Below are 22,716 nucleotides of genomic sequence, written 5' to 3' on the forward strand. Positions count from 1 at the left end.
TTCGTTTTTAAGCTAAATTACTCAAATATTGATATACTTTATCTACCGGAAGTCCAATAACATTGGCATAAGACCCCTCTATTTTTGCAACTCCCACAAAACCAATCCATTCCTGAATTCCGTAAGCACCAGCTTTATCAAAAGGTTTGTAATTTTCGATATAATACCTAATTGCTTCATCGCTTAATTCATTGAAAGTAACTTTGGTTATTTCGTATATAACTTCTGTTTTTGTATTGGTTTTAAAACAAACCGAGGTAATTACTTCGTGAGTAGCATTTGATAATGATTTTAAAATTTCAAAAGCGTCTTCTTTGTCTTTTGGTTTACCCAAGGCTTTTTCGTTGTGCCAAACAAGAGTATCGCTGGTAACCAAAACTTCGTTGTCTTTTAGTTCACCATCAAAAGCAGCGGCTTTTAATTCGGCCAGATAATTAGTGATCGCCTCTCTTTTTAATTCCGGAGGAAATATTTCTTCAATTTCTTTTAATCGAATTTCAAAATCCAAATCTAAATCTTTGAAAAATTGTTGTCTTCTGGGTGAACCCGAAGCTAATATGATTTGATAGTTTTTTAATTTATTTCGAAGCATGGTATTGTATATTTAAAGTGATAAACAGAATAGATAAAATTCCGAAAAATAAGATCCATTTCAGGACTTTACTCAATTTCTGAAAGTCGGTTTTTGATTGTGAATTCCAAATTTTAATGCTGAAATAGAGAATAGGTCCTAAAACAAATAACAAACTATAAATGGTGGCTGCAATCAAATTATTAGTCACCAAATAGTTATTGATGTAAATAAGCAGGATAATTGCAGGAATAAAGCTTAAAGCAAAAACTAATTTTGTTGTTTTTTGAACGCCCAAAACAATTGCTAAGGTGCGCATTCCTTGTTTAGAATCGCCGTCGAAATCTTCTAAATCTTTAACAATTTCACGTAATAAATTGATGATAAAAGCAAAAATAGCATAGTCTAAAAGAATTGAAAACATACTAGCCATTATTTCCTTATTGGTAGTATCAGTTGCCGGAAAAATGTCGAAAATCCCAATGATAATAACACTTAATGACAATAACAAAGCCACAACTATATTGCCCAAAAGTGGCATTTGTTTTAAACTGGTAGCATAAATATATAAAGTTGCAGCAATTAGAACAAAAATCGCTGCAAAATTAGGTCGCATGATTACATTGGATAAATAAAATCCAATAGCAACTCCACTAATATTTAATAAGGCATAAATATTATAAGCCTGGTTTTCCGAAATAAATTTACCTACAATGACCTTATTCGGTTTGTTTTCTTTGTCGGTTTCCTGATCAAAAATATCATTGATTACATAACCCGCCGCCGCGATTAAAACTGTACTTAAAACCAATAGACCGTATTGCCAATCAGCCAGGGCCAAATCAATTTTTTGTAATTTCAAAAAACCATATCTGAAAATGATTTGCATCAAGGCAAGCATCAACAGGTTTTTATATCTAATGAGATTTAGGAAGGACATGGGTTAGAAGTTAGAAGTTAGGAGTAGGGAGTTGGAAGCTAGAAGCTAGAAGTTGGAAGATTTCAGAAAGCAGAAAGCAGAAAGCAGAAAGCAGAAAGCAGAAAGCTGGAGGCGTAATGCAGATTTTAAAAAACTTCTGGCTTCCAACTTCTAGCTTCCCACTTTTAATCGTATTTTGCGTTAAAACTTTCCATCCATTTCCCTTGTACTTTCATTACTTGTTCAATAACATCCCGAACAGCGCCTTTTCCACCATTTTTGTGCGAAATGTATTTGGAAATCTCTTTGATTTCCGGTGAGGCATCCTGAGGGCAAGTTGGTAAAGCTACTAATTTCATCACATGATAATCAGGGATATCGTCACCCATGTATAGAATGTTTTCCTGTTTGATTTGGTGAATATCGATGTATTCATCAAAGGTTTCAACCTTGTCCGGTGTTCCTAAATGAATGTTGGTGATACCCAGATTTCGCAAACGCACACGCACGCCTTCGTTGCTTCCGCCTGAAATAATACAAACATTGTAGCCGCTGTCAACCGCTGCTTTCAAGGCATAACCATCGCGAATGTTCATGGTTCTTAGCATTTCGCCATCAGGGTTTACAAATACGGAGCCATCAGTAAGTACACCATCAACATCAAAAATAAAAGTAGTGATGTCGTTCATTATTTCTTTATAACTTTTTGCCATTATCTTGAATCGATTGGGTTAGGATTTTATATATAGTTAATTGATTTTCATTGGTTAAAAAGGCTTCATGCGCTGCAATGGTTTTCTGGTCATTGCGAATTGCCGGTCCTGTTTGTGCCTCGTTAGGAGAAAGAGTTGCCAGTTTTTCCACCGTTTCCTGTATCAAAGGTTTTAGAATATCAAAAGGGATTTGGTTTTCCTGACAAATATCATTTCCAATTGAGTAGAGGTGATTGGTAAAATTATTGACAAAAACGGCTGCAACATGGAGTGCTTTTCGTTGTTCTGAATTGATTGCGTGTACTTTATCTGAAATGCTTTTGGCAATTTTGTCCAAAACCTGAAAATCAGGCGCATTTTCGGCTTCTAAGCAAATAGGAATTGTCTTAAAATCGACTGTTTTTCCTTTGGTGAATGTTTGTAAAGGATAAAAAACACCTTTTCGGTTGTTGTTATGCAAAGTAGTCAAAGGCATGCTGCCGGAAGTATGCACTACCAAACGATTTTTAAACGGAAGTTGCTTAGAAACAGTTTCGATTGCATCGTCAGAAACGGCAATGATATACAAATCAGCTTCTTGTAAATCAGAATAGTCGGTAATGATTTGTTCCGGGCGAAGTAAGGTCACTAATGTTTCTCTTTTTCTCGAAAATACCTGCGCCAACTCCATTTCACTGCCCGATTTTTCAAGGTTTTGAAATGTAGTGATAAGATGTTGGGCTACATTTCCAGAGCCAATAATACTTACTTTAATCATAGGGTAAAATTAAGAAAAAAACTCGTTTTTCAAATTTATAAAAAGAACAGCAATTAGACTGGTACTATATTCGGTTTTAAAATAAGTAAAAACAAGAAGCGTCTGTTATGGTAGTAATTTAGTATAAAAAAAGAAATGAGTTAGTGTTTTCCTAACTCATTTTTTAAATCTGATTTTACTTGATGTCGATAACTTTTGCAGCTTTGGGCTTTGCCTCTTCTTTTTTAGGGATTGTGATGGATAAAATTCCATTTTCATATTTTGCCGAAATTTTTTCATCATTCACTAATTCAGGAAGACTGAAAGATCTTCTAAAGGACTGGTAGCTGAATTCTTGTTTGGTAATTCTTTCTCCATCCTTAACTTCATTGCTTAGTTTTTTTTCTGAAGAAATAGTCAATAAATCATTATCCAGTTCAATTTTGAAATCTGATTTTTCAAAACCGGGAGCCGCAACCTCTACAAAGAAAGAATCTTTGTTTTCTTTGATATTTAAAGAAGGTAGAGTGGTGTTGGTTTTTGAAAAATTGTCTCTATTCCAACCTTCAAAATCATTATTAAAAAATTTGTCAAATAAACTAGGCCATTGGTTTTGATACTTAACAATTGTCATAATAAATAATTTTTTAAGTTAAACATTGCTTTTTTATTTGAAATAACAAAGAAAATGCCATTTGCAATAAACTGACAATAAGTAAGTTGTTTGCTTTTGTTAGGCTTTTTTGTTTCTGAAAATTTTAATAAATTTTAAGAAAGAAATGTCAATTTTTCAGGTTGTAAACTATAGTAAAGTCAAATTTAGTTTTGTTAAAAAGCTATATTCTATAGAATTCCAAAGCTTTCTGTAAAATGGTTTCAATTGTTTTTATGGGTAAATCCTGGTTTGGGTTGACTGTTAAAACTTTCATTTTTTTTCGGTCTCCTTCTTTTAATTCGGGAAAGTCAAGGAGTTTTCCTTCTACCATAAGAATATAAGGTTCGTTTGTTTTTTTATTGGTCCATAAATAACAGAATATCTTCTTTTTATAGCAAAAACAGGGCATTACCCATTTTTGTGTTTCGTTTATGTCTTTGTCCTGATTTAAGATAATACTCCGCAACGCCAGCAAGCAACTCTGGTTGGGTTCGGTTTTGTTTAGATAATAGTTTTCTAGAGCTTCCATCAATTTTTCTCTTTTGAGTAAAACTATTTTAGGACAAGGCATTAATTCGTTATCAATTTTCAAGTAGTATGAATATCGTTATTTGTATTGCTTTTTATGTATAGATAATTAAAGCTTCTCTTTTGTAGGTACAAGTGGGACGTTTGTGCTAGCGTGGGAAAATTTAATTTTTCTTTACTGAATACCTTGTTGTTTCTTCAAATAATTTTGTTGAAAATTTACTGCGGTTTTTGAATTCAGAAATTTGTTTGTTACTACCTATTTGTTTGAAATACGGAGGATTATTGTTATGATAATCACCATCTCCGATGAATATATAGCATTTGCAGAAATCTCTGACTGCATTTTTAAATTCTATTAAGGATACAGAATTTCGAGAGATTTTATTATTTACTATTTTTATAGCATCCTCTCCACCTAAATAGATTGATTTATTAGAAATAAAAAGTTCACCTGAACTTCCGTTGATTATTTTCCACTGGCTTTGTCCTTTCTTTAAAAATAAGCAAAGTTTCTGTCCTTTTTTAGCTTTTTCAAATCTATTATCACAAGTCCACTCTTCAAACATTTGTACAGATATTGTCTTATACGCTTTTCCTTTTAGAGTTTCACTTATTTTGAATATATAGGTATCGTTTTTTACAATATCAATTTCTCCCATAACAATTAAATCTGAGATCCCTGCAATTATACTTAAAGGTAAAATCATTTTTTTTGCTTGAACTTTGAATGAGGATAAAATAATGAATAAAATTAAAATTTTCTGTTTCATGTTTTATTATTAATTTAGAAAGTGACTGTTAGACATGTGAACTTATGGTTATTGAACTATGTCATTTTTTTGCTAATTTCAATGATTCTAATTTATTATTTAGCTCATCTCCTCTCATATCAGTAGCGATAATTTTTCCGTTGGGGTCAATTAAATAAGATGTAGGCCACGAATTAATATTGTAACCTTTAGTTACTGTTAATGGATTTTTTTCGTCAATATTTTTCCAAGTAACATTCTTGTCATTGATAAACTTTTTTATATCAATTTCACCTCTAATATCTACTATTCCAATAATTTCAATATCTTTTTGACTAAATTTATCATAAACCTCTTTTATTTTAGGAAATTCTTTAATACAGGGTGCGCATGTAGTACTCCAAAAATCGAGAAATACATATTTTCCTTTATACTTATCTAGTGAAATTTTAATTTCATTAAGAATATTTACACCACTTATATTTGGTGCCATCATTCCTACCTGATTTGCTGTTGGGGTTGTCTTATTCTCTATTTCATTAGGACTAATGGTTAATTTTATTTTATCGAAATTTTGTGTTATTGGAGAATATTGAACATAATTATCTTCTATTTTTAAATATTGAGAAGGATTAATTCTGTGCTTTTTATCAAGTCTGTCAAAATAGGGCTGGTCTTTTACGAGATAAATAGATTGTTCACTATTATAAGTTTCTGCAACTATTAAATAATTATCATAGCCTAATTGTACTTTTCCATAACGATATTGGGGAAATTTAAACATTAGAGATAAGTCCTTGTTATATCTGTCTTTTTCAACAACTATTAATTGTTTGTCTTTTTTTATGGATGTACCATCAAAATATTCTATATCAACAGATACAGCATTTTCAAGTATATTATCTTGGTTATTCAAATTTGATAATAAAGTCTTAGGTTCATCATCTGAGTAATCGTCATTATTATTTGCATCAACTATATATACAACTGTATTGTTAGGTGTGTAACCTGTTATTATTGATATAGTGTTTTTTACTTTTTTATTGCTTAAAAGGATGGTGTCTTTAAGAATCATTTTATTCCCTTCTGCTTTTTTTAGAAAAATTTCTTTACTATAAATACCTTGTTTATAATTTTGATAGTAAAACTGAAAGTTATTTAGAATAAAAAGATACTCTTTTACATTTGTAAGTGTATCGGGTAAATTTTTCATTGCAGGGTAAGCTTTGAGTTCTTCTGCACCGATCCTGTCTCTGGAAGCTATTCCATGACTACTTATTCCAGTAGGACCAATTCCTTGTATTACCTTATCTAGCGAAATTATTTTTGATGTAGTTTCTTGTGAATTAATTTTAGTTTTTTTCTCAATAAAACCTTGATTGGTTTTTATTTCTTGTGAATAATTATTGAATGTTATTAAACTAAATAATAATAGTAGGTTTAAGTTTTTCATTGTATTTCAGTTTAAACTAGCTTTGATTGATATAGGTTATGAGATTTTTTTCTTTTCAAATATATTAAAATATTCTTACAAAATGTATTTTAGAAATAAATGTTTTTGAACGATAAAACCCTGTTAGTCTTTTAAACTCTGACAGGGTTGCTAATAGTTGAATTGCTGAAAAAGAATATATTATTCCACAATGATCCCATGCTTACACAGCAAGCCTTTTAGTCCTTCCAGAGCGAATTGTGCTTTTTTTAATTTGGTTTTAGAAGGATCGATAGTGTAGTTGTAACTGCTTCTAAAATCGACTTTGTTGGCGATGGCTTTTTCAAATTCGGAGCGGTACAAATCGCAGTTGTAGAATTGTGCTCCGGTTAAATCGGTCGCCATGAAGTCAACGGCAATCAGGCTAGAATTGTTAAACGAGATACCTTTTAGTTTCAAGGCGTAGAATTTAGAGAAATCCAAGGTGCAGTTGTTAAAGTGAATTTCGAAGATGAGTTTGTCACTCATGGCAAAATTGACTTCTTTGATTTGGCAATTATTAAAGAATACAGTTCTAAAAGCAGTGTGATTGATTTTTGCATTGTCAAAAATGCAGTGGTTGAACTGGCAATCTATAAAAGTGACGCCTATGAGATTACATTCAGAAAAATTGCAATTGGTAAATGTGCAGCTTTCAAATTCTTTGAGGTTGAGCGTTTCCAGACCATAATGGATGCGGTTGTAGTGTTGGTCAAAGAAATACTCAGTCATTTTTTTAAGTTAGAAGTTAGAAGTTAGAAGTTAGAAGTGGGAAGTTAGAAGTAGGCAGATTTTAGAAAATTGCGTTCTGCATTCTAAAATCTGCCTTCTGCTTTCTGATATGTAAAATTTATTAAAGGTTCTCGATACATTTTTTGTTTCGTTTCACTACACAAAAAACACTCGAACTGACGTTTCCAAAAATCTGCAATCTATTCTTCTTCTTTCTGTCCCATCATCATCAGATAAGCTTTCAGGAATTCGTCAATTTCGCCGTTCATTACGCCATCGACATTGCTGGTTTCACATCCTGTGCGGACGTCTTTGACTAATTTATAAGGTTGCATCACGTAATTGCGTATTTGCGAACCCCATTCGATTTTCATCTTTCCGGCTTCGATATCGGCGCGCTGTGCCTGTTTCTTTTTCAATTCGATTTCGTACAATTGAGAGCGAAGCATTTGCATGGCACGCTGTCTGTTGTCTTGCTGCGAACGGGTTTCAGAACACTGAATTTGGATTCCTGTAGGCTTGTGATACAGCTGTACTTTGGTTTCTACCTTATTTACGTTCTGTCCTCCGGCACCACTGGAGCGGGAAGTTGTAATTTCGATATCGGCAGGATTAATGTCGATTTCGATACTGTCATCCACCAATGGATACACATAAACAGAAGCAAACGAGGTGTGACGCTTGGCATTACTGTCAAACGGAGAAATACGCACCAATCGATGCACTCCATTTTCGCCTTTTAGATAGCCAAAAGAATAATCGCCTTCAAATTCTAAGGTCACGGTTTTGATTCCCGCAACGTCGCCTTCCTGATAGTTCAGTTCTTTTATTTTGAAACCGTATTTTTCACCCCACATCATGTACATACGCATCAGCATTGAAGCCCAATCGCAACTTTCGGTTCCACCGGCACCGGCTGTAATTTGCAAAACAGCACTCAAAGTGTCTCCTTCATCCGAAAGCATATTTTTAAATTCGATGCCTTCGATATGATTTTGAGTCAGTTGGTATTGTTCGTCAAGTTCGTCTGATGTGAGTTCGCCTTCTTTGTAAAATTCGTAGGCGAGCTGTAATTCCTCTGTTAAGGCAACGGCTTTGTCGTAGTCTTCAATCCACTTTTTTTTGTTTCGAAGATTCTTTACAATAAGTTCGGCTTCTTTGGCGTTGTTCCAAAAATCCGGAGCAAAGGTTTTCTCTTCTTCGTTAGAAATTTCGATAAGTTTAGCATCGACGTCAAAGATACCTCCTCAACGCACCAAGGCGCTCCACAATACCTTTTATTTGTTCGGTAGTTGTCATAAAATGTGTAATTTTGTTGCGCAAAAATAGTAAAAAAAATCACGTAGGGATTACAGAGACTGTATCTCTATTAAAAATATAAAAATGCAAATAAATTTAGTTAGTGATACGGTTACAAAACCGTCCTACGAAATGTTACAATACATGTTTAACGCTGATGTAGGGGATGATGTTTATAAACAAGACCCTAGCGTTGTTGAACTGGAAGAAAGAGTGGCGGCTATTTTTGGGATGGAAGCGGGCTTGTTTTTTCCTTCGGGGACTATGGCAAATCAAACGGCCATAAAACTGCATACCCAACCGGGTGAACAATTAATAGCCGATAAACATTCGCATATTTTTCATTTTGAAGCCGGTGGCGTTTCTTTTAACAGTGGGGTTTCCTGCTGCTTAGTTGAAGGAAATCGCGGAATGATTTCCGCTGAGCAGGTTGCCGCCGCAATCAATGAACCCGATTTTTACCACAGTCCGTTAACGAGTTTGGTTTGTCTTGAAAACACAACCAATATTGGCGGTGGTGCCTGTTATGAAATGGAGGATTTGCAAAAAATAAAAGCGGTTTGCGAGGCTAACAATTTGAAATTACACCTGGATGGTGCCCGAATCTGGAATGCTTTGGTTGCCAAAAGACAGAATCCGAAAGATTTTGGAAAACTATTCGATACTATTTCGGTTTGTTTCTCAAAAGGATTGGGAGCGCCGGTAGGTTCGGTTTTGTTAGGCGATAAAAAAACAATTCAGCGTGCTTTGAGAATCCGAAAAGTATTGGGAGGTGCTATGCGTCAATCGGGATATTTGGCGGCAGGTGCAATTTATGCTTTGGAAAATAATATCAAATTGTTAACCGAAGATCACCGAAGAGCTAAGGAATTGGCAAATATTTTGAAGAAAAAAACTTGGGTAGCCTCGGTGGAGCCTGTAGAAACCAATATTTTGATTTTTTCTTTAGTTCCTGAATATAAAGACGATGATTTGATTGAGAAATTAAAGCAAAAAAATATTTCGATTAGCGCTGTTGGAAATAGAAAATTAAGAATGGTGACGCATTTGGATTATCGCGAGGTAATGCACACCTATGTGATTGAAACCTTGGCGAAAATGTAGATTGAAGTTAGAAGTTAGAGATTAGAAGTTTTACAAAGTGTCTCAACTTCTAACCTCTAACTTCTAATTTCTTTACTTAAAAAGATTGTCCATTCCAGGAATCATTGGCATATCCATTTTGGCAACTGCATCCAGTTCGGCTTCGTTTACTTTAGTTGCTTTTTCGATAGCTTTATTGATAACCAAAATCATATAATCTTCCAGTTGTTCTTTGTCTTCCAATAATTCATCGGCAATAGTGATGGATTTTATTTTTCTATTGGCAGTAATGGTTACTTTTAATAAACCATCTGTACTTTGCTCGTCAACAAGAACGGTATCCAGACGTTTTTTAGTTTCTTCAATTTTATTTTGGGTTTCTTTTAATTTACCCATCATTCCCATTAAATCCATTTTTTGATTTTTTAAAAATTAGTTTACGAAATTACTATTTTTACGCTGATTAGAATGTTAAAATTGATGAAAAAGGTTTTTGCATAAGAAGTTGTTTCAACTATTTTTGTGCGAGCTTTTACATAAATGTGAAGATTTACCAGATGATAGAAAAATTACAACCGCCTGTTGCTAAAAAGATAGCTACCGAATTTGAAAAGTTTGGTGATGTACGAATCGATAATTATTTTTGGTTAAAAGATCGCGAAAATCCGGAGGTTATCGATTATCTCAACAAGGAAAACGAATATTACCAACAGATGACGGCTCATACGCAGGATTTTCAAACGCAATTGTATGAGGAAATGAAGGCCAGAATTAAGGAAGACGATGAGTCGGTTCCATATTTGTACAATGGCTATTATTACATCACCCGATATGAAACGGCCAAAAACTATCCTATTTATTCCCGAAAAAAAGGCAGTCTTTCAGCAAAAGAAGAAATTCTTTTTGACTGTAATGTGTTGGCCGAAGGTCAGGCTTACTTCAAATTAGGCGGAATGAGTATCAGTCCTGATAATAAGTTAGCTATTTTTAGTACTGACGTTATTGGCAGAAGAATTTATACCATTCAGGTTAAGAATTTAGAAACTGATGAGATTCTGGAAGATAAAATCGAAAAAGTAACGGGTTCAGCAGTTTGGGCTAATGATAATAAAACGATTTTTTATTCGAAACAAGATGAGGTTACTTTGCGTTCGGATAAGATTTTCAAGCATAAATTGGGTACAAAACAGGAAGATGATGTATTAGTTTATTTCGAAAAAGACGACACTTTTAATGTTGATATAGCCAAATCAAAGTCCAGAAAATATTTATCAATTGAATCGGGAAGTACATTGACTTCTGAATTTCGTATTTTAAATGCTGATAATCCGGATGGGAAATTTAAAATTTTTCAAAAGCGAAAAAGAGGAGTAGAGTACAGCATTAATCACTATAAAGATAGTTTCTACATTCTTACGAATAAAGACGATGCTGAGAATTTTAAATTGATGAAAACCCCTGAAGATGCTACTTCCGCAGAAAATTGGGTTGAAATTATCGAGCATCGTGAAGATGTTTTATTGGAAGATATTGAAATTTTTGCCAATTATTTAGTTATCGATGAACGCCAAGGAGGATTGAATAAAATCCGAATCATGAGCTGGGATGGAAAAGAAGAATATTATTTGCCTTTTGGCAGCGAAACTTATACGGCTTACACATCGACAAATGTTGATTTTGAAACTGAAATTTTGCGTTACAGTTACCAGTCGATGGCAACGCCATCATCGGTGATTGATTTTAATATGCGTACCAAAGAGAAAGAAGTCAAAAAAGAGCAAGAGGTTTTAGGAGGCAAATTCGATAAAAATAATTATACCGAAGAACGTATTTGGGCAACAGCCAAAGACGGAACTAAGATTCCTATTTCGATGGTTTATAGAAAAGAACTAAATAAAGACGGAAAAAATCCGTTATTGCTTTATGCTTATGGTTCTTACGGTCATTCAATGGATGCTTATTTTTCATCGACACGTTTGTCATTGTTAGACAGAGGGTTTATTTATGCTATTGCTCACATTCGTGGAGGAGAAGACTTAGGAAGACATTGGTATGAAGACGGCAAATTGCTTCATAAAAAGAATACATTTACTGATTTTATTGATTGTTCTAAGTATGTAATTGAACAAAAATACACTTCAGCAGCACATTTGTATGCCGAAGGCGGTTCGGCAGGAGGATTGCTTATGGGAGTGATTATTAATGAAGCTCCGGAGTTATATAATGGGGTAATTGCGCAGGTTCCTTTTGTGGATGTGATGACTACAATGCTGGACGATACGATACCGTTAACTACGGGTGAGTATGACGAATGGGGAAATCCAAATGTTAAAAAATACTATCAATACATGAGATCGTATTCTCCTTATGATAATGTTAAAAAACAAAAATATCCTAATATGTATGTTTCTACAGGTTTGCACGATTCGCAAGTACAGTATTGGGAACCAGCTAAATGGGTGGCTAAGCTAAGAGAATATAAAACAGATGATACTATTTTGTATTTGGATACAAACATGGATGCAGGTCATGGAGGAGCTTCGGGAAGGTTTGAAGCATTAAAAGAATTAGCTAAAGAATTTAGTTTTTTACTAGATTTGGAAAAAATTAAAATCTAATTAGTTTTTTTTTGTTAAATTTGCTGCGTATCCAGGTTAAATAAAACTTAATCTTGATTAACTATTTTTTTATGAAAGAAGAAATAAATGCTTATAATAATGTTTTAGAATTGATAGGAAATACACCTCTTATCAAGATAAACAAAGTCACCGAAAATTTAGAAGGTAATTTCTATGCTAAGGTAGAAGCTTTTAATCCGGGACATTCCTCAAAAGATAGGATCGCTTTATACATTATTGAAGAAGCAGAAAAAAAAGGGATATTATCTCCTGGAGACACCATAATCGAAACTACATCCGGTAATACAGGTTTTAGTTTAGCCATGGTGAGTATCATAAAAGGATATAATTGCATATTAGCGGTAAGCTCTAAATCATCAAGAGATAAAATCGATATGCTACGTAGTTTAGGAGCTAAGGTTTATGTTTGTCCTGCACACGTTTCGGCTGATGATGAGCGTTCTTATTACAGTGTTGCTAAGCGATTACACGAAGAAACAAAAGGCTCCGTTTATATCAATCAATATTTTAATCAATTAAATATCGATGCCCATTACAATACTACAGGGCCGGAAATTTGGAAACAAACCAATGGTAAAATTACCCACTTAGTTGCCTGTAGCGGAACAGGAGGGACAATTTCAGGAACAGCTAAATTCTTAAAAGAACAAAATCCCAATATTAAAGTTCTTGGTGTAGATGCTTTTGGTTCTGTATTGAAAAAATACCACGAAACAAGAGAATTTGATACTGAAGAAATTTATCCTTACCGTATTGAAGGTTTAGGGAAAAATTTAATTCCATCAGCAACAGATTTTGATGTTATCGATAAATTTATGAAGGTAACAGATGAGGAAAGTGCTCATTCAGCAAGAGAAATCACCAGAAAAGAAGGGATGTTTGTAGGTTATACATCAGGAGCTGTTTTGCAGGCAATAAAGCAATATGCCGAAGAAGGTGAGTTTGATGCTAATAGTAATGTAATTGCTATTTTCCCTGATCATGGTTCCCGTTATATGAGTAAAGTTTTCAGCGATGACTGGATGAATGAACAAGGATTCTTTGATAGTATCAATGAAGAAGAAGTACAAAAAATTGAAATGATAAAATAGATTTTTCTATTTTCGATTATAGCAAACTCCAGAGCAATCTGGAGTTTTTTTTGCTCTTTTTCTAAAGAAATTAATTTTGTAATAGATTAATATTCAAATGTTTTAAGAGTTAAGTTAAAAAGTACTATTTTAGTTTTCTATTCTACCAAAACCAATTTAACTATGCTAAAATTATCCAATTGCTTCTTGGGGGCTGTGTTCTTTTTTTCGTTTGTATCTGTTCGTGCGCAGGTTTTACAAGAAAAAAAAGCTTTAATCACTGTTGATTTAAAAAAAGAAATAGCTCCAATGAAACCTGTTTGGGCTTGGTTTGGCTACGACGAGCCTAATTATACCTATATGAAAGACGGTAAAAAGCTGCTTTCTGAAATTGCTGATTTAAGCCCTGTTCCGGTTTATGTACGTACACATAGTTTATTAGTAAGCGGTGATGGTGTGGCAGCCTTAAAATGGGGTTCTACCAATGCTTATACCGAAGATACTAATGGAAATCCAATTTACAACTGGAAAATTGTAGATAGTATTTTTGATACTTATGTAAAGAGAGGAATGAAGCCTTTGGCACAAATTGGCTTTATGCCCGAAGCTTTATCAACTCATCCCAGTCCGTACAGACATTATTGGAAACCGGGCGATCCTTATACCGATATTATCACGGGTTGGGCTTATCCGCCAAAGGATTATGATAAGTGGCGTAATCTGGTTTACGAATGGGTAAAACATTCAGTTGAACGTTATGGAAAAAACGAAGTGGAGAGTTGGTATTGGGAAGTTTGGAATGAGGCTAACGGACATTACTGGAAAGGAACTCAGGAAGAATTTTTTAAATTATACGATTATGCAGCCGATGGAGTGAAAAAAGCATTACCAACAGCCAAAATAGGTGGTTTGAACGTTGCGGGAACTTCCGGAAAAGGAGCAAGCAGCTGGATGAATAATTTTATAAAGCATTGTATTTCGGGTACTAATTATGCTACCGGAAAAATAGGTTCTCCTTTAGACGCAATACTTTTTCACGCTAAAGGCCGTCCAAGATTAATGGACGGAACTGTTATAATGGATATGGCTCCTCAGTTGAGGGACATTCAAACTGGTTTTAAAATTACGATGTCTTATCCTGAAACTAAGGATTTGCCGGTTATCATTGGAGAATCAGATCCTGAAGGTTGCGCCGCTTGCGGTATGGCAACTAATCCTGAAAATGCGTATCGAAACGGAACCATGTATTCCAGTTATACAGCGGCTTCTTTTGCCCGTAAATATTTATTGGCAGATAAGACCAAAGCTAATTTTCTGGGGGCTGTTTCCTGGTCTTTCGAATTTGAAAATCAACCTTGGTTCTATGGTTTCAGGGATTTGGCAACAAACGGAGTTGACAAACCGGTGTTGAATGTTTTTAGAATGTTTGGAATGATGAAAGGAAGTCGAGTGGAAGCGGTGAGTAACCGAATGTATCCTTTAGAAGCGGTACTTGAAAAAAGTATTCGTGACAGTCAATCGGATATTGGGGTATTAGCCAGTGCTGATTCTAAATCTACGGCTGTGATGGTTTGGAACTATCATGATAAAGACGAACAAGGTTCAGCGGAAGCAGTAGATGTAACTTTGAATAGCATTCCTGCTAAGAAAGCGACTTTAAACGTTTATCTTATCGACAGGGATAATAGTAATTCATACGAAGTTTGGAAAAAAATGGGTTCGCCACAAAATCCAACTTCTGAGCAAATAGCTCTTTTAGAAAAATCAGGGAAATTAAAATGTGTGACGACTAAAAAAGTAGAAATCCGTTCAGGAAAAGTTAATGTGCCTTTACAATTAATGCGTCAGGCAGTGGCATTGGTTAAATTGGATTGGTAAAAAGGAAAGATTCAGAAAAGGAAAGGTATTATTGCTATTTTGTGTTGTTCTTTAGACCTCTTGACACAAAATAGCATAGACCAATTCCTTAGTCGCTTTTTCATTATTTAGTTTTTCTCTAATGGTTTCAAAAGGAACTTTAAAATTACAGCCTGATTTATAATGGCTGCAACCATAAGCTGTATTGCCTTTGATAATGGTTCCTTGTTGACATTTTGGACAGGCTAATTCATCTGAAGTTGCTGTTGTTACTTTCGGAGAAGTTTTTTTAGGTTCTAATTTGAGTTTGAAATTTTCATCAAAACGCAATAAACCTTCAACAACATTGTCGTCTATTTTAAAATCTTTTAAATTGACTGTTGATCCTTTTTGAAGTAATCGCAAATATTGATTTTCGGATATTTTTTTGGTTCCAAAAACAAATGGCAATACAAAATCACAACCTGATTTATAATCACTACAGCCATAAGCCGATTTTCCTTTTATCAGGTTTCCTTTTTTGCATTTCGGACAAGATTCAGCAGCAATTCCGGCAGCTTTTTTTTTCTCTACAGTCGCTTCCTGTTTTTGAATACTTCCGGCATGCGAAATATTGGCGCGGGTAGCTTCACTTCGAACTTCATACACCAGAGCATCTACCATGCGCTTCATATTATTGATAAACGCAGCTGCGGTAAAAGTTCCTTTTTCAATATCTTTCAACTGTTTTTCCCAGGAACCGGTTAGCTCCGCCGATTTTAATAAATCATTCTGGATAATATCAATAAGCTGAATTCCTGTTGGTGTTGGTAAAACTTGTTTTTTGTTTCGAACAATGTATTGGCGTTTAAACAGCGTTTCAATAATATTGGCTCTTGTAGATGGTCGTCCAATACCATTTTCTTTCATCAATTCGCGTAAATCTTCATCATCCACTTGTTTTCCGGCAGTCTCCATCGCTCGCAATAAAGATGCTTCCGTAAAATGATTGGGTGCTTTGGTTTCTTTTTCTAAAAACGAAGGTTGGTGTGGCCCTTTTTCGCCTACTATAAAACTCGGCAATAAATCAGGTTCTTTTTCCTTAGTATTTGGGTCTTCGAAAACCACTCGGAATCCCTTTTTTAAAATCTCTTTTCCGGTGGTTTTAAAAGTTACATCGGCAGCTTTACCAATTACTGTCGTATTGGCAACTAGGCAATCATCATAAAAAACGGCTATAAAACGCTTTACAATAATATCATACACCTGTTGCTGGTTGTAGGGTAGATTATTTTGTACTCCAGTTGGGATAATTGCATGGTGATCGGTTACTTTTTTATCATTAAAAACCTTAGGAGATTTTTTAATCTTCTTTCCTAAAAGAGGTTCCGTCAACGTTGCGTAATTAGTCAAATTTTGAAGAATCCCAGGCACTTTTGGGTAAATATCGCTTGGTAAAAAAGTAGTATCCACTCTGGGATAAGTAACTACTTTTTGTTCGTACAAAGTCTGAACTATTTTAAGCGTTTCATCTGCAGAAAATCCAAACTTGGTATTGCAATACACCTGCAATCCTGTTAAGTCAAAAAGTTTTGGTGCATATTCATTTCCGTTCTTTTTTTCGACAGCAACAATTTCGAAATCACTTTCTTTGACTTTATCGGCTAAAATTTCTCCGTCTTCCTTTTTTAGAAAACGTCCTTCTTCATAACTAAAAAGGGTTTCTCTGTATAAAGTCTGCAATTCCCAATAAGGTTGTGGTACAAAATTTTCAATCTCTTTAAAGCGTTCTACCACCATAGCCAATGTTGGCGTTTGCACGCGACCAATAGATAATATCTGTTTGTAACCGCCGTGTTTTACGGTGTACAAACGGGTGGCATTCATGCCCAATAACCAGTCGCCAATAGCTCTGGAAAAACCGGCGTAATATAGATTATCGTAGTTAGCGGATGGTTTGAGGTTTTCAAAACCTTCTTTAATAGCTTCGGCAGTTAAGGAGGAAATCCACAGGCGTTTCACTTCTCCTTTATAATTGGCCTCATTCATTACCCAACGCTGAATCAGCTCTCCTTCCTGCCCGGCATCCCCGCAGTTGATGACCAATTCAGCTTTATCAAATAAACTTTTTACAATTTTAAATTGCTTCTGAATACCCGCATTCTCCACTACCTTAGTTTCAAATTTTTCGGGAAGCATCGGAAGGTTATTCAAATCCCAACTTTTCCAATACGGTCTGTAATCGTTGGGTTCTTTTAAGGTGCATAAATGTCCAAAGGTGTAGGTTACGGCATAACCATTGCCTTCGTAATAGCCATCATGTTTGGTATTCGCTCCTAAAACGGATGCAATTTCACGTGCTACACTTGGTTTTTCGGCAATACAGACCTTCATTTTATCTTCCTTATTTGAGGCTGCAAATTAAGACTTTTGAAATTGGGAATAAAGAGAAATCATCAGGAGTTATGAACCACAAACCGTTTTTACCATTAAGCCGTTTCAAAAGGAGTATTGAAACGGTTTAATGGTATAGTATTGTAAAAAAAGCTATTTTTCTATGATTTATTAGCGATTAATTTGAAGAATTTCACCAAAAGCAACAGCAGCTTTGTGCACTAAAACCGTCCAGTCATCGGCTGCGTTGTCATCAGCGCCGTCTGAGATGTATTTCAGGCATAAAAAGGGAATCTCTTCTTTCATGGCTATAGTTGCGAGGGCATAAGCCTCCATATCGACAACATCATATTTTGTTTCGGTATGTCCCATTTCAAAACTATCTCCTGTACCACAAATTCCGGCAGGAAGACTTTCCATAGGTAAACCGTATTGCAATATTGTTGGAATATTAGAAAAAGGAGTTTTATACAGTTCGTAGCCCAAACCTCTTACATCCATATCGCGTTGTACAAACTGCGTGCAACAAACTACATCTCCTTTATTAAACTGACTGCTTCCGGCAGAACCTAAATTGATAATTAGTTCAGGTTTTTTCTCGTGGATTGCCTTTGTTAATTCGTAGGTGGCATTCAGTTTGCCTATTCCGGTGAACAATTTATTCTGAGCATGAAAAATTTCGCCTGCTTCCATTTCTAAAGCAAATACAAAAAGAACATTATCAAGCGAATATTTATGGTTTGGGTTAATTGTTATCATTTGTGTTTGTTGTGCTAAAACTTTAAAAAAGTTGTGAGTTTAGATGTTTCGGATAGTTACTTTCCGATACAAAAATTAGCAAAAATATTACCTAATAATTCGTCGTTTGTAACCTGTCCGGTAATCATCCCAAATTGATATAAAGCTTCTTTTATGTCCAGAGCCATCAGGTCGCTGGAAAGATTGGTTTCTAGGCCATATTTTACTTTTTGAATTTCTTCCAGCGCTTTTAACAACGAATCGTAATGTCTGGTGTTGGTTACAATTGTTTCGTTGTTGCGCAAGGCTCCAGTGTTGACAAACGACAATAATTTATTTTTTAATTCATCAATTCCTACTTTGTTTTTAGCGGAAATAAATTGAAGTTGTGTGTTGTGTGTTGTGAGTTGTGTTTCAATTAACTTGATTTTTTCTTCTGAAAGTAAATCCATTTTATTGATAACAATCAAAAGTGGTTTTAAAGGAAATTGATTTTTAACTTTTTCAATCTCAATTTTTAGAGCTTCTAAACTCACAACCGATAACTCATAACTGTCAACTAAATAAAGAACCACTTGTGCCTGTTCTATTTTTTCGAAAGTTTTTTTGATTCCAATGCTTTCTACATAATCCTGAGTTTCACGAATCCCGGCTGTATCTATAAAACGGAAGCCAATTCCGCCAATGACTAATTCATCTTCGATGGTGTCACGGGTTGTTCCAGCAATGTCTGAAACAATGGCACGCTCTTCATTCAACAAAGCATTTAAAAGGGTTGATTTTCCAACATTAGGTTCGCCTACAATGGCTACCGGAATTCCGTTTTTGATAACATTTCCAACGGCAAAAGAATCAATCAAACGTTTTAAGACAAATTCGATTCGGTTAATCAATTCGTTAAATTGAGTTCTGTCGGCAAATTCTACATCTTCTTCGGCAAAGTCTAATTCGAGTTCAATTAAAGAAGCAAAATTCAATAATTCTTCACGCAATTTGGCAATTTCATTCGAAAATCCGCCACGCATTTGCTGCATCGCAATTTGGTGTGAAGCTTCGTTGTCAGACGCAATTAAATCGGCTACGGCTTCGGCTTGCGATAAATCGAGTTTTCCGTTCAAGAAAGCACGTAATGTAAATTCTCCTGCATCGGCCATTCGACAGCCATTTCGAAGCAATAACTGAATAATTTGCTGCTGAATATAAGTAGAGCCGTGACAGGAAATTTCAACAGTATTTTCGCCAGTATAAGAATTAGGTCCTTTGAAAATAGAAACCAGTACCTGATCCAAAGTTTTTGCACCATCAACAATATGCCCTAAATGCAGCGTATGCGTTTTTTGCTTAGTTAAGTCTTTTTCCTTAATTGATTTAAAAACTGAATTAGCGATGCTGATGGCATCCTGACCTGAAATACGGATAACGGCAATGGCTCCGGCACCTGAAGCTGTGGCTAGTGCTACTATAGAATCGTTGTTTAGCATTTTCTTAATTATTGGTTGCAAAGGTACTAAATCTAATGAAGTATTGTTGAACAGCTCAATATAAAAGAATATTTTGTTGGGAATTAAAGCGTTAAAATTGTATCTTTATTCTATTAGTTGATCTTTAACTTTTAAGTAATTAAAAATGAAACGCATCTTATTTCCTACCGATTTTTCTGAAGCTGCAACCAACGCTTTTGTACATGCTTTAGAGTTTGCCAAAAGTGTTGACGGAGAGTTAGTGTTGCTGCACGCCTTTGATTTGCCTGTTTTTGACAGTCAGTATTTTCCGGAAAATTACATGTTGATATATGAATCAGTAGAATTGGCTGAATTTGAGGTTTTTAAAGATGAGTTGCCTAAATTGCACGCAATTGCTCAAAAACGCAATTTGAGTCATATTAAAATGACGCATCGATTGATGGACGGCGATTTATTGCACACCATAGAAAGAGCCATCAAAGAAGATCAAATTGATTATATCGTTATGGGAACCGAAGGAGCTAAAAATTGGTCAGATTTACTGCTCGGTACGCAAACTACAGCGGTAATCTCTGATGTAAGTATTCCTGTTTTTAGCATTCCTGCTAAAGCAGTATTTAAACCTATAAAAAATATTGTTTTTACAACCCGATTTAGACCCAAAGATAAAATAGCATTGAAAGAAGTTTTAGTAATTGCTAAAAAAATGAAGGCAAAAATTAAATGTCTTTATGTGAAAAAAGACAGTTCGGATGTAACAAAAGAAACTATCAAAGAATGGGAAACCGAATTTGCTAATGAACCGATTGATTTTAATGTGATTTTTAGCGAAGAAGTCAAAGAAAGTATTTTGGATTTTATCATGTTTAAGGATGTCAATGTTTTGGTTATGTTGACCTACAAACGCAATTTTTTCGAAAATTTATTCCATCATAGTTTAACCGAAAATTGTGCTGCTCATTTAGATATTCCTATTCTGGCAATTCCAATAGAGTAATTTATTTTTGAAAAAGATGAAATATAGATCTAACAGATAATAAAGGATTATTATAAATTAAATTCCAGAATATTTAACCGCAGATTCGCAGATTTTTTTAAATATAATAAATCTACGAATCTGCGGTATTTTTTTAATTTCAATCTGCGGGTTTCTCTTTAGTAGTATTGAGGTAATTTGTATATTAAGTTGTAAATTTTGTCAATTTGAGGTTTAGCTGGTTTATATTTGTATCTCATTTGTTATATTATGGATATTTATAAATCTAAGCTTACTTTTTTTACTGGTGAATTAAACAAAATCAACAAAAAATACAATACAATCAGTTTGTTTCGATTGTTGAGCATTTTTCTGTTTCTAGCTTCAATCTATTTTTACATTCAAAAATCAGAAGGATTTTGGATTCTTTTGGCAGTGATATTTTTTACTTCCTTTTTGTTTTTAATGCGAATTCATTCCCGATTGTCTTTTCAAAGACTTTTAACAAAGGCATTGTTGCAAATTAATGAAGATGAAATTTCGTTTTTAAAAAGAGAAAAAATCCCTTTTGAAAACGGTGTGGAATTTCAGGATTTTCACCATCCTTATGCCTATGATTTGGATATTTTCGGAGAACATTCCTTGTTTCAGAATCTAAACAGAACCGCTACTTTTATTGGTAAAAAAATATTTGCAACATCTTTATTGCATAAGGTGACTAATGATGAGATTATAGCTAATCAGCAAGCCGTAAAAGAATTAACTGAAAAGTTAGATTGGCGTCAGGAGTTTTTGGCTTTTGCCAAAGTAAGTCAGGATAATCAAAGTAGTTATGAAGCTTTGTTGAAATGGAGTAAAAGTTCCCGTTCGGATTTATCAAAAACGGCAATTGTTCTTTCTTATGTTTTTCCTGCTTTGTTTTTAGGAACATTGATTGCGTATTTGATTACTAACAGCATTGTATTTTTGAGTTGTATGTCGTATGTGTTTGTTATTAATTTAATTTTTCTGGGAAAATTTTTTAAACGAATTCAAAGCGAAATTGCAAATGCCGATAACATTGATAAAATTATTGCCCAATATGGTTTGTTGGTAAAAAAAATTGAAGATGAAAAATTTCATTCTCAAAAGTTAATTGATTTGCAAAAAAGACTTCAATTCAAATCAGCCAATGCAAGTACACATTTTAAAAAATTATCAGAGTTGTTTTCAAGAATGGATACTATTGCAAATTTAGTTACAGCTACAGTTTTTAATGGTACGTTTCTCTTTAATTTTCATGTTTTAAAAGCATTATTAAAGTGGAAAAAAGAGCATTCTGAAGCTATTGAAGATTGGTTAATTGTAATTGGCGAATTCGAAAAACTCAATAGTCTGGCTAATTTTTCGTATAACAATCCGGATTTTGTTTTCCCAACTATTAATTCCGATTATAAGATTGGTTTTTCTAATTTGAGTCATCCTTTGTTGAATCCAAAAACGAGAGTAGGTAATCATACTCATTTTTATCCGCAATCATTTATGATTTTAACGGGTTCTAATATGTCCGGAAAAAGTACTTTTTTGAGAAGCTTAGGGATTAATATGGTCTTGGGCGGTATGGGTTGTGTAGTTTGTGCTTCCGAAGCTACAATTCATCCTTTGCCGGTTTTAGTTTCCATGCGATTATCTGATTCTTTGTCTGATAGTGAATCGTATTTCTTTGCTGAAATAAAACGCTTAAAGCAAATTATGGATTGTTTGGAAGTGGAACCAGCTTTTGTTTTGCTTGACGAAATTTTAAGAGGTACTAATTCGGATGATAAACGCAACGGAACTATCGAAGTGCTAAAAAAAGTAATTGCTAAAAAAGCCATTGGTGCTATTGCGACACACGATATTGAAGTTTGTTTGACTACCAATGATTATCCGGGAATTTTAAGCAATAATTGTTTTGAAGTTGAAATTAAAGACAATGATTTGCATTTTGATTACAAATTAAGAGAAGGTATTTGTAAAAATAAAAGTGCTACTTTTTTAATGAAGAAAATGGAGGTTATCTAATTCTGAACAAGAATTTTAAAACGAAAAAAAAACCGCTTTTCTAGGAGGAATCGCGGTTTTTTAAATATAAAAAATGGTTGGTTAATAGAGGCACAATG

Annotated in this window: 20 protein-coding genes; 6 read left to right on the plus strand and 14 right to left on the minus strand. The window is 34.2% G+C overall.

Features of this window, described 5'->3' with window-relative positions:
* Positions 1–7: 7 nt before the first annotated feature.
* From FDM27_RS03910 to prfB, 10 genes are all read right to left on the minus strand, one after another.
* Positions 8–592: a Maf-like protein gene (locus tag FDM27_RS03910; RefSeq protein WP_071185431.1), complete on the minus strand. Its 585-nt coding sequence runs from the start codon at positions 590–592 to the stop codon at positions 8–10.
* Positions 579–1,511: a geranylgeranylglycerol-phosphate geranylgeranyltransferase gene (locus FDM27_RS03915; protein ID WP_083382123.1), complete on the minus strand. Its 933-nt coding sequence runs from the start codon at positions 1,509–1,511 to the stop codon at positions 579–581. Before FDM27_RS03915 ends, FDM27_RS03910 begins: the two co-directional genes overlap by 14 nt.
* A 164-nt stretch (positions 1,512–1,675) precedes the next feature.
* The gene (locus FDM27_RS03920) at positions 1,676–2,203 is read right to left on the minus strand and encodes a KdsC family phosphatase (RefSeq protein WP_140485247.1); all 528 of its coding nucleotides are present in this window, start codon (positions 2,201–2,203) and stop codon (positions 1,676–1,678) included.
* A complete protein-coding gene (locus tag FDM27_RS03925) occupies positions 2,187–2,960 on the minus strand; it encodes a Rossmann-like and DUF2520 domain-containing protein (protein WP_140485248.1) in 774 nt (257 codons plus the stop codon). The genes FDM27_RS03920 and FDM27_RS03925 overlap by 17 nt, the downstream gene beginning before the upstream one ends.
* 175 nt (positions 2,961–3,135) lie before the next feature.
* A complete protein-coding gene (locus FDM27_RS03930) occupies positions 3,136–3,573 on the minus strand; it encodes an Hsp20/alpha crystallin family protein (RefSeq protein ID WP_071185435.1) in 438 nt (145 codons plus the stop codon).
* Positions 3,574–3,775: 202 nt separating this feature from the next.
* Positions 3,776–4,123 carry a DUF1801 domain-containing protein gene (locus tag FDM27_RS03935; protein WP_140485308.1) on the minus strand — a complete coding sequence of 116 codons (348 nt, stop codon included), beginning with the start codon at positions 4,121–4,123 and terminating at the stop codon, positions 3,776–3,778.
* Between the two features lie 163 nt (positions 4,124–4,286).
* Positions 4,287–4,895, minus strand: coding sequence for a hypothetical protein (locus tag FDM27_RS03940; RefSeq protein WP_140485249.1), 609 nt, complete (start codon positions 4,893–4,895; stop codon positions 4,287–4,289).
* A 61-nt stretch (positions 4,896–4,956) separates the two neighbouring features.
* The gene (locus tag FDM27_RS03945; RefSeq protein WP_140485250.1) at positions 4,957–6,327 is read right to left on the minus strand and encodes a TlpA family protein disulfide reductase; all 1,371 of its coding nucleotides are present in this window, start codon (positions 6,325–6,327) and stop codon (positions 4,957–4,959) included.
* A gap of 180 nt (positions 6,328–6,507) precedes the next feature.
* Complete coding sequence (locus tag FDM27_RS03950; protein WP_140485251.1) at positions 6,508–7,077, minus strand: pentapeptide repeat-containing protein; 570 nt, start codon at positions 7,075–7,077, stop codon at positions 6,508–6,510.
* 200 nt (positions 7,078–7,277) lie between these two features.
* Positions 7,278–8,376 (minus strand): peptide chain release factor 2 gene (gene prfB / locus FDM27_RS03955; protein WP_140485252.1). Its coding sequence is split into 2 segments (ribosomal slippage): positions 7,278–8,312 and positions 8,314–8,376, totalling 1,098 coding nucleotides; the frame shifts between segments, so codons are not numbered across the junction.
* Between the two features lie 84 nt (positions 8,377–8,460).
* Between prfB and FDM27_RS03960 the strand changes: the two genes are divergently transcribed.
* Positions 8,461–9,480 carry a threonine aldolase family protein gene (locus FDM27_RS03960; RefSeq protein WP_140485253.1) on the plus strand — a complete coding sequence of 340 codons (1,020 nt, stop codon included), beginning with the start codon at positions 8,461–8,463 and terminating at the stop codon, positions 9,478–9,480.
* A gap of 72 nt (positions 9,481–9,552) precedes the next feature.
* On the opposite strand, the gene FDM27_RS03965 is transcribed toward FDM27_RS03960, so the two are convergent.
* Positions 9,553–9,873, minus strand: coding sequence for a YbaB/EbfC family nucleoid-associated protein (locus tag FDM27_RS03965; protein ID WP_071185440.1), 321 nt, complete (start codon positions 9,871–9,873; stop codon positions 9,553–9,555).
* A 143-nt stretch (positions 9,874–10,016) separates the two neighbouring features.
* Between FDM27_RS03965 and FDM27_RS03970 the strand changes: the two genes are divergently transcribed.
* From FDM27_RS03970 to FDM27_RS03980, 3 genes are all read left to right on the plus strand, one after another.
* The gene (locus tag FDM27_RS03970) at positions 10,017–12,077 is read left to right on the plus strand and encodes a S9 family peptidase (RefSeq protein ID WP_140485254.1); all 2,061 of its coding nucleotides are present in this window, start codon (positions 10,017–10,019) and stop codon (positions 12,075–12,077) included.
* A gap of 71 nt (positions 12,078–12,148) precedes the next feature.
* Entirely contained in the window at positions 12,149–13,189 is a 1,041-nt protein-coding gene (locus FDM27_RS03975) for a PLP-dependent cysteine synthase family protein (RefSeq protein ID WP_071185442.1), read from the plus strand.
* A gap of 162 nt (positions 13,190–13,351) precedes the next feature.
* On the plus strand, positions 13,352–15,046 hold the full coding sequence (locus FDM27_RS03980; protein WP_140485255.1) for a GH39 family glycosyl hydrolase: 1,695 nt from the start codon (positions 13,352–13,354) through the stop codon (positions 15,044–15,046).
* A 51-nt stretch (positions 15,047–15,097) separates the two neighbouring features.
* Here FDM27_RS03980 and FDM27_RS03985 read toward each other — a convergent pair whose 3' ends face one another.
* From FDM27_RS03985 to mnmE, 3 genes are all read right to left on the minus strand, one after another.
* On the minus strand, positions 15,098–17,398 hold the full coding sequence (locus FDM27_RS03985; protein ID WP_140485256.1) for a DNA topoisomerase 3: 2,301 nt from the start codon (positions 17,396–17,398) through the stop codon (positions 15,098–15,100).
* A 171-nt stretch (positions 17,399–17,569) separates the two neighbouring features.
* Positions 17,570–18,157 (minus strand): nucleosidase, encoded by a 588-nt coding sequence (locus FDM27_RS03990; RefSeq protein WP_140485257.1) that lies wholly within the window; start codon positions 18,155–18,157, stop codon positions 17,570–17,572.
* A 56-nt stretch (positions 18,158–18,213) separates the two neighbouring features.
* Positions 18,214–19,617 carry a tRNA uridine-5-carboxymethylaminomethyl(34) synthesis GTPase MnmE gene (gene mnmE / locus FDM27_RS03995; RefSeq protein WP_140485258.1) on the minus strand — a complete coding sequence of 468 codons (1,404 nt, stop codon included), beginning with the start codon at positions 19,615–19,617 and terminating at the stop codon, positions 18,214–18,216.
* 145 nt (positions 19,618–19,762) lie between these two features.
* Between mnmE and FDM27_RS04000 the strand changes: the two genes are divergently transcribed.
* Together FDM27_RS04000 and FDM27_RS04005 are read left to right on the plus strand one after the other, a co-directional pair.
* Positions 19,763–20,596: a universal stress protein gene (locus FDM27_RS04000; protein ID WP_140485259.1), complete on the plus strand. Its 834-nt coding sequence runs from the start codon at positions 19,763–19,765 to the stop codon at positions 20,594–20,596.
* Between the two features lie 249 nt (positions 20,597–20,845).
* A complete protein-coding gene (locus tag FDM27_RS04005) occupies positions 20,846–22,618 on the plus strand; it encodes a MutS-related protein (protein ID WP_140485260.1) in 1,773 nt (590 codons plus the stop codon).
* Positions 22,619–22,716: the final 98 nt, after the last annotated feature.

Source organism: Flavobacterium sp. GSA192 (assembly GCF_006386525.1).
GTDB lineage: Bacteria > Bacteroidota > Bacteroidia > Flavobacteriales > Flavobacteriaceae > Flavobacterium > Flavobacterium commune.

Bases quoted from the DNA above. Each gene is read 5' to 3' on its own strand.
- FDM27_RS03910 (WP_071185431.1), bottom strand. From the start codon at position 592: ATGCTTCGAAATAAATTAAAAAACTATCAAATCATATTAGCTTCGGGT.
- FDM27_RS03915 (WP_083382123.1), bottom strand. From the start codon at position 1,511: ATGTCCTTCCTAAATCTCATTAGATATAAAAACCTGTTGATGCTTGCC.
- FDM27_RS03920 (WP_140485247.1), bottom strand. From the start codon at position 2,203: ATGGCAAAAAGTTATAAAGAAATAATGAACGACATCACTACTTTTATT.
- FDM27_RS03925 (WP_140485248.1), bottom strand. From the start codon at position 2,960: ATGATTAAAGTAAGTATTATTGGCTCTGGAAATGTAGCCCAACATCTT.
- FDM27_RS03930 (WP_071185435.1), bottom strand. From the start codon at position 3,573: ATGACAATTGTTAAGTATCAAAACCAATGGCCTAGTTTATTTGACAAA.
- FDM27_RS03935 (WP_140485308.1), bottom strand. From the start codon at position 4,123: ATGGAAGCTCTAGAAAACTATTATCTAAACAAAACCGAACCCAACCAG.
- FDM27_RS03940 (WP_140485249.1), bottom strand. From the start codon at position 4,895: ATGAAACAGAAAATTTTAATTTTATTCATTATTTTATCCTCATTCAAA.
- FDM27_RS03945 (WP_140485250.1), bottom strand. From the start codon at position 6,327: ATGAAAAACTTAAACCTACTATTATTATTTAGTTTAATAACATTCAAT.
- FDM27_RS03950 (WP_140485251.1), bottom strand. From the start codon at position 7,077: ATGACTGAGTATTTCTTTGACCAACACTACAACCGCATCCATTATGGT.
- FDM27_RS03960 (WP_140485253.1), top strand. From the start codon at position 8,461: ATGCAAATAAATTTAGTTAGTGATACGGTTACAAAACCGTCCTACGAA.
- FDM27_RS03965 (WP_071185440.1), bottom strand. From the start codon at position 9,873: ATGGATTTAATGGGAATGATGGGTAAATTAAAAGAAACCCAAAATAAA.
- FDM27_RS03970 (WP_140485254.1), top strand. From the start codon at position 10,017: ATGATAGAAAAATTACAACCGCCTGTTGCTAAAAAGATAGCTACCGAA.
- FDM27_RS03975 (WP_071185442.1), top strand. From the start codon at position 12,149: ATGAAAGAAGAAATAAATGCTTATAATAATGTTTTAGAATTGATAGGA.
- FDM27_RS03980 (WP_140485255.1), top strand. From the start codon at position 13,352: ATGCTAAAATTATCCAATTGCTTCTTGGGGGCTGTGTTCTTTTTTTCG.
- FDM27_RS03985 (WP_140485256.1), bottom strand. From the start codon at position 17,398: ATGAAGGTCTGTATTGCCGAAAAACCAAGTGTAGCACGTGAAATTGCA.
- FDM27_RS03990 (WP_140485257.1), bottom strand. From the start codon at position 18,157: ATGATAACAATTAACCCAAACCATAAATATTCGCTTGATAATGTTCTT.
- mnmE (WP_140485258.1), bottom strand. From the start codon at position 19,617: ATGCTAAACAACGATTCTATAGTAGCACTAGCCACAGCTTCAGGTGCC.
- FDM27_RS04000 (WP_140485259.1), top strand. From the start codon at position 19,763: ATGAAACGCATCTTATTTCCTACCGATTTTTCTGAAGCTGCAACCAAC.
- FDM27_RS04005 (WP_140485260.1), top strand. From the start codon at position 20,846: ATGGATATTTATAAATCTAAGCTTACTTTTTTTACTGGTGAATTAAAC.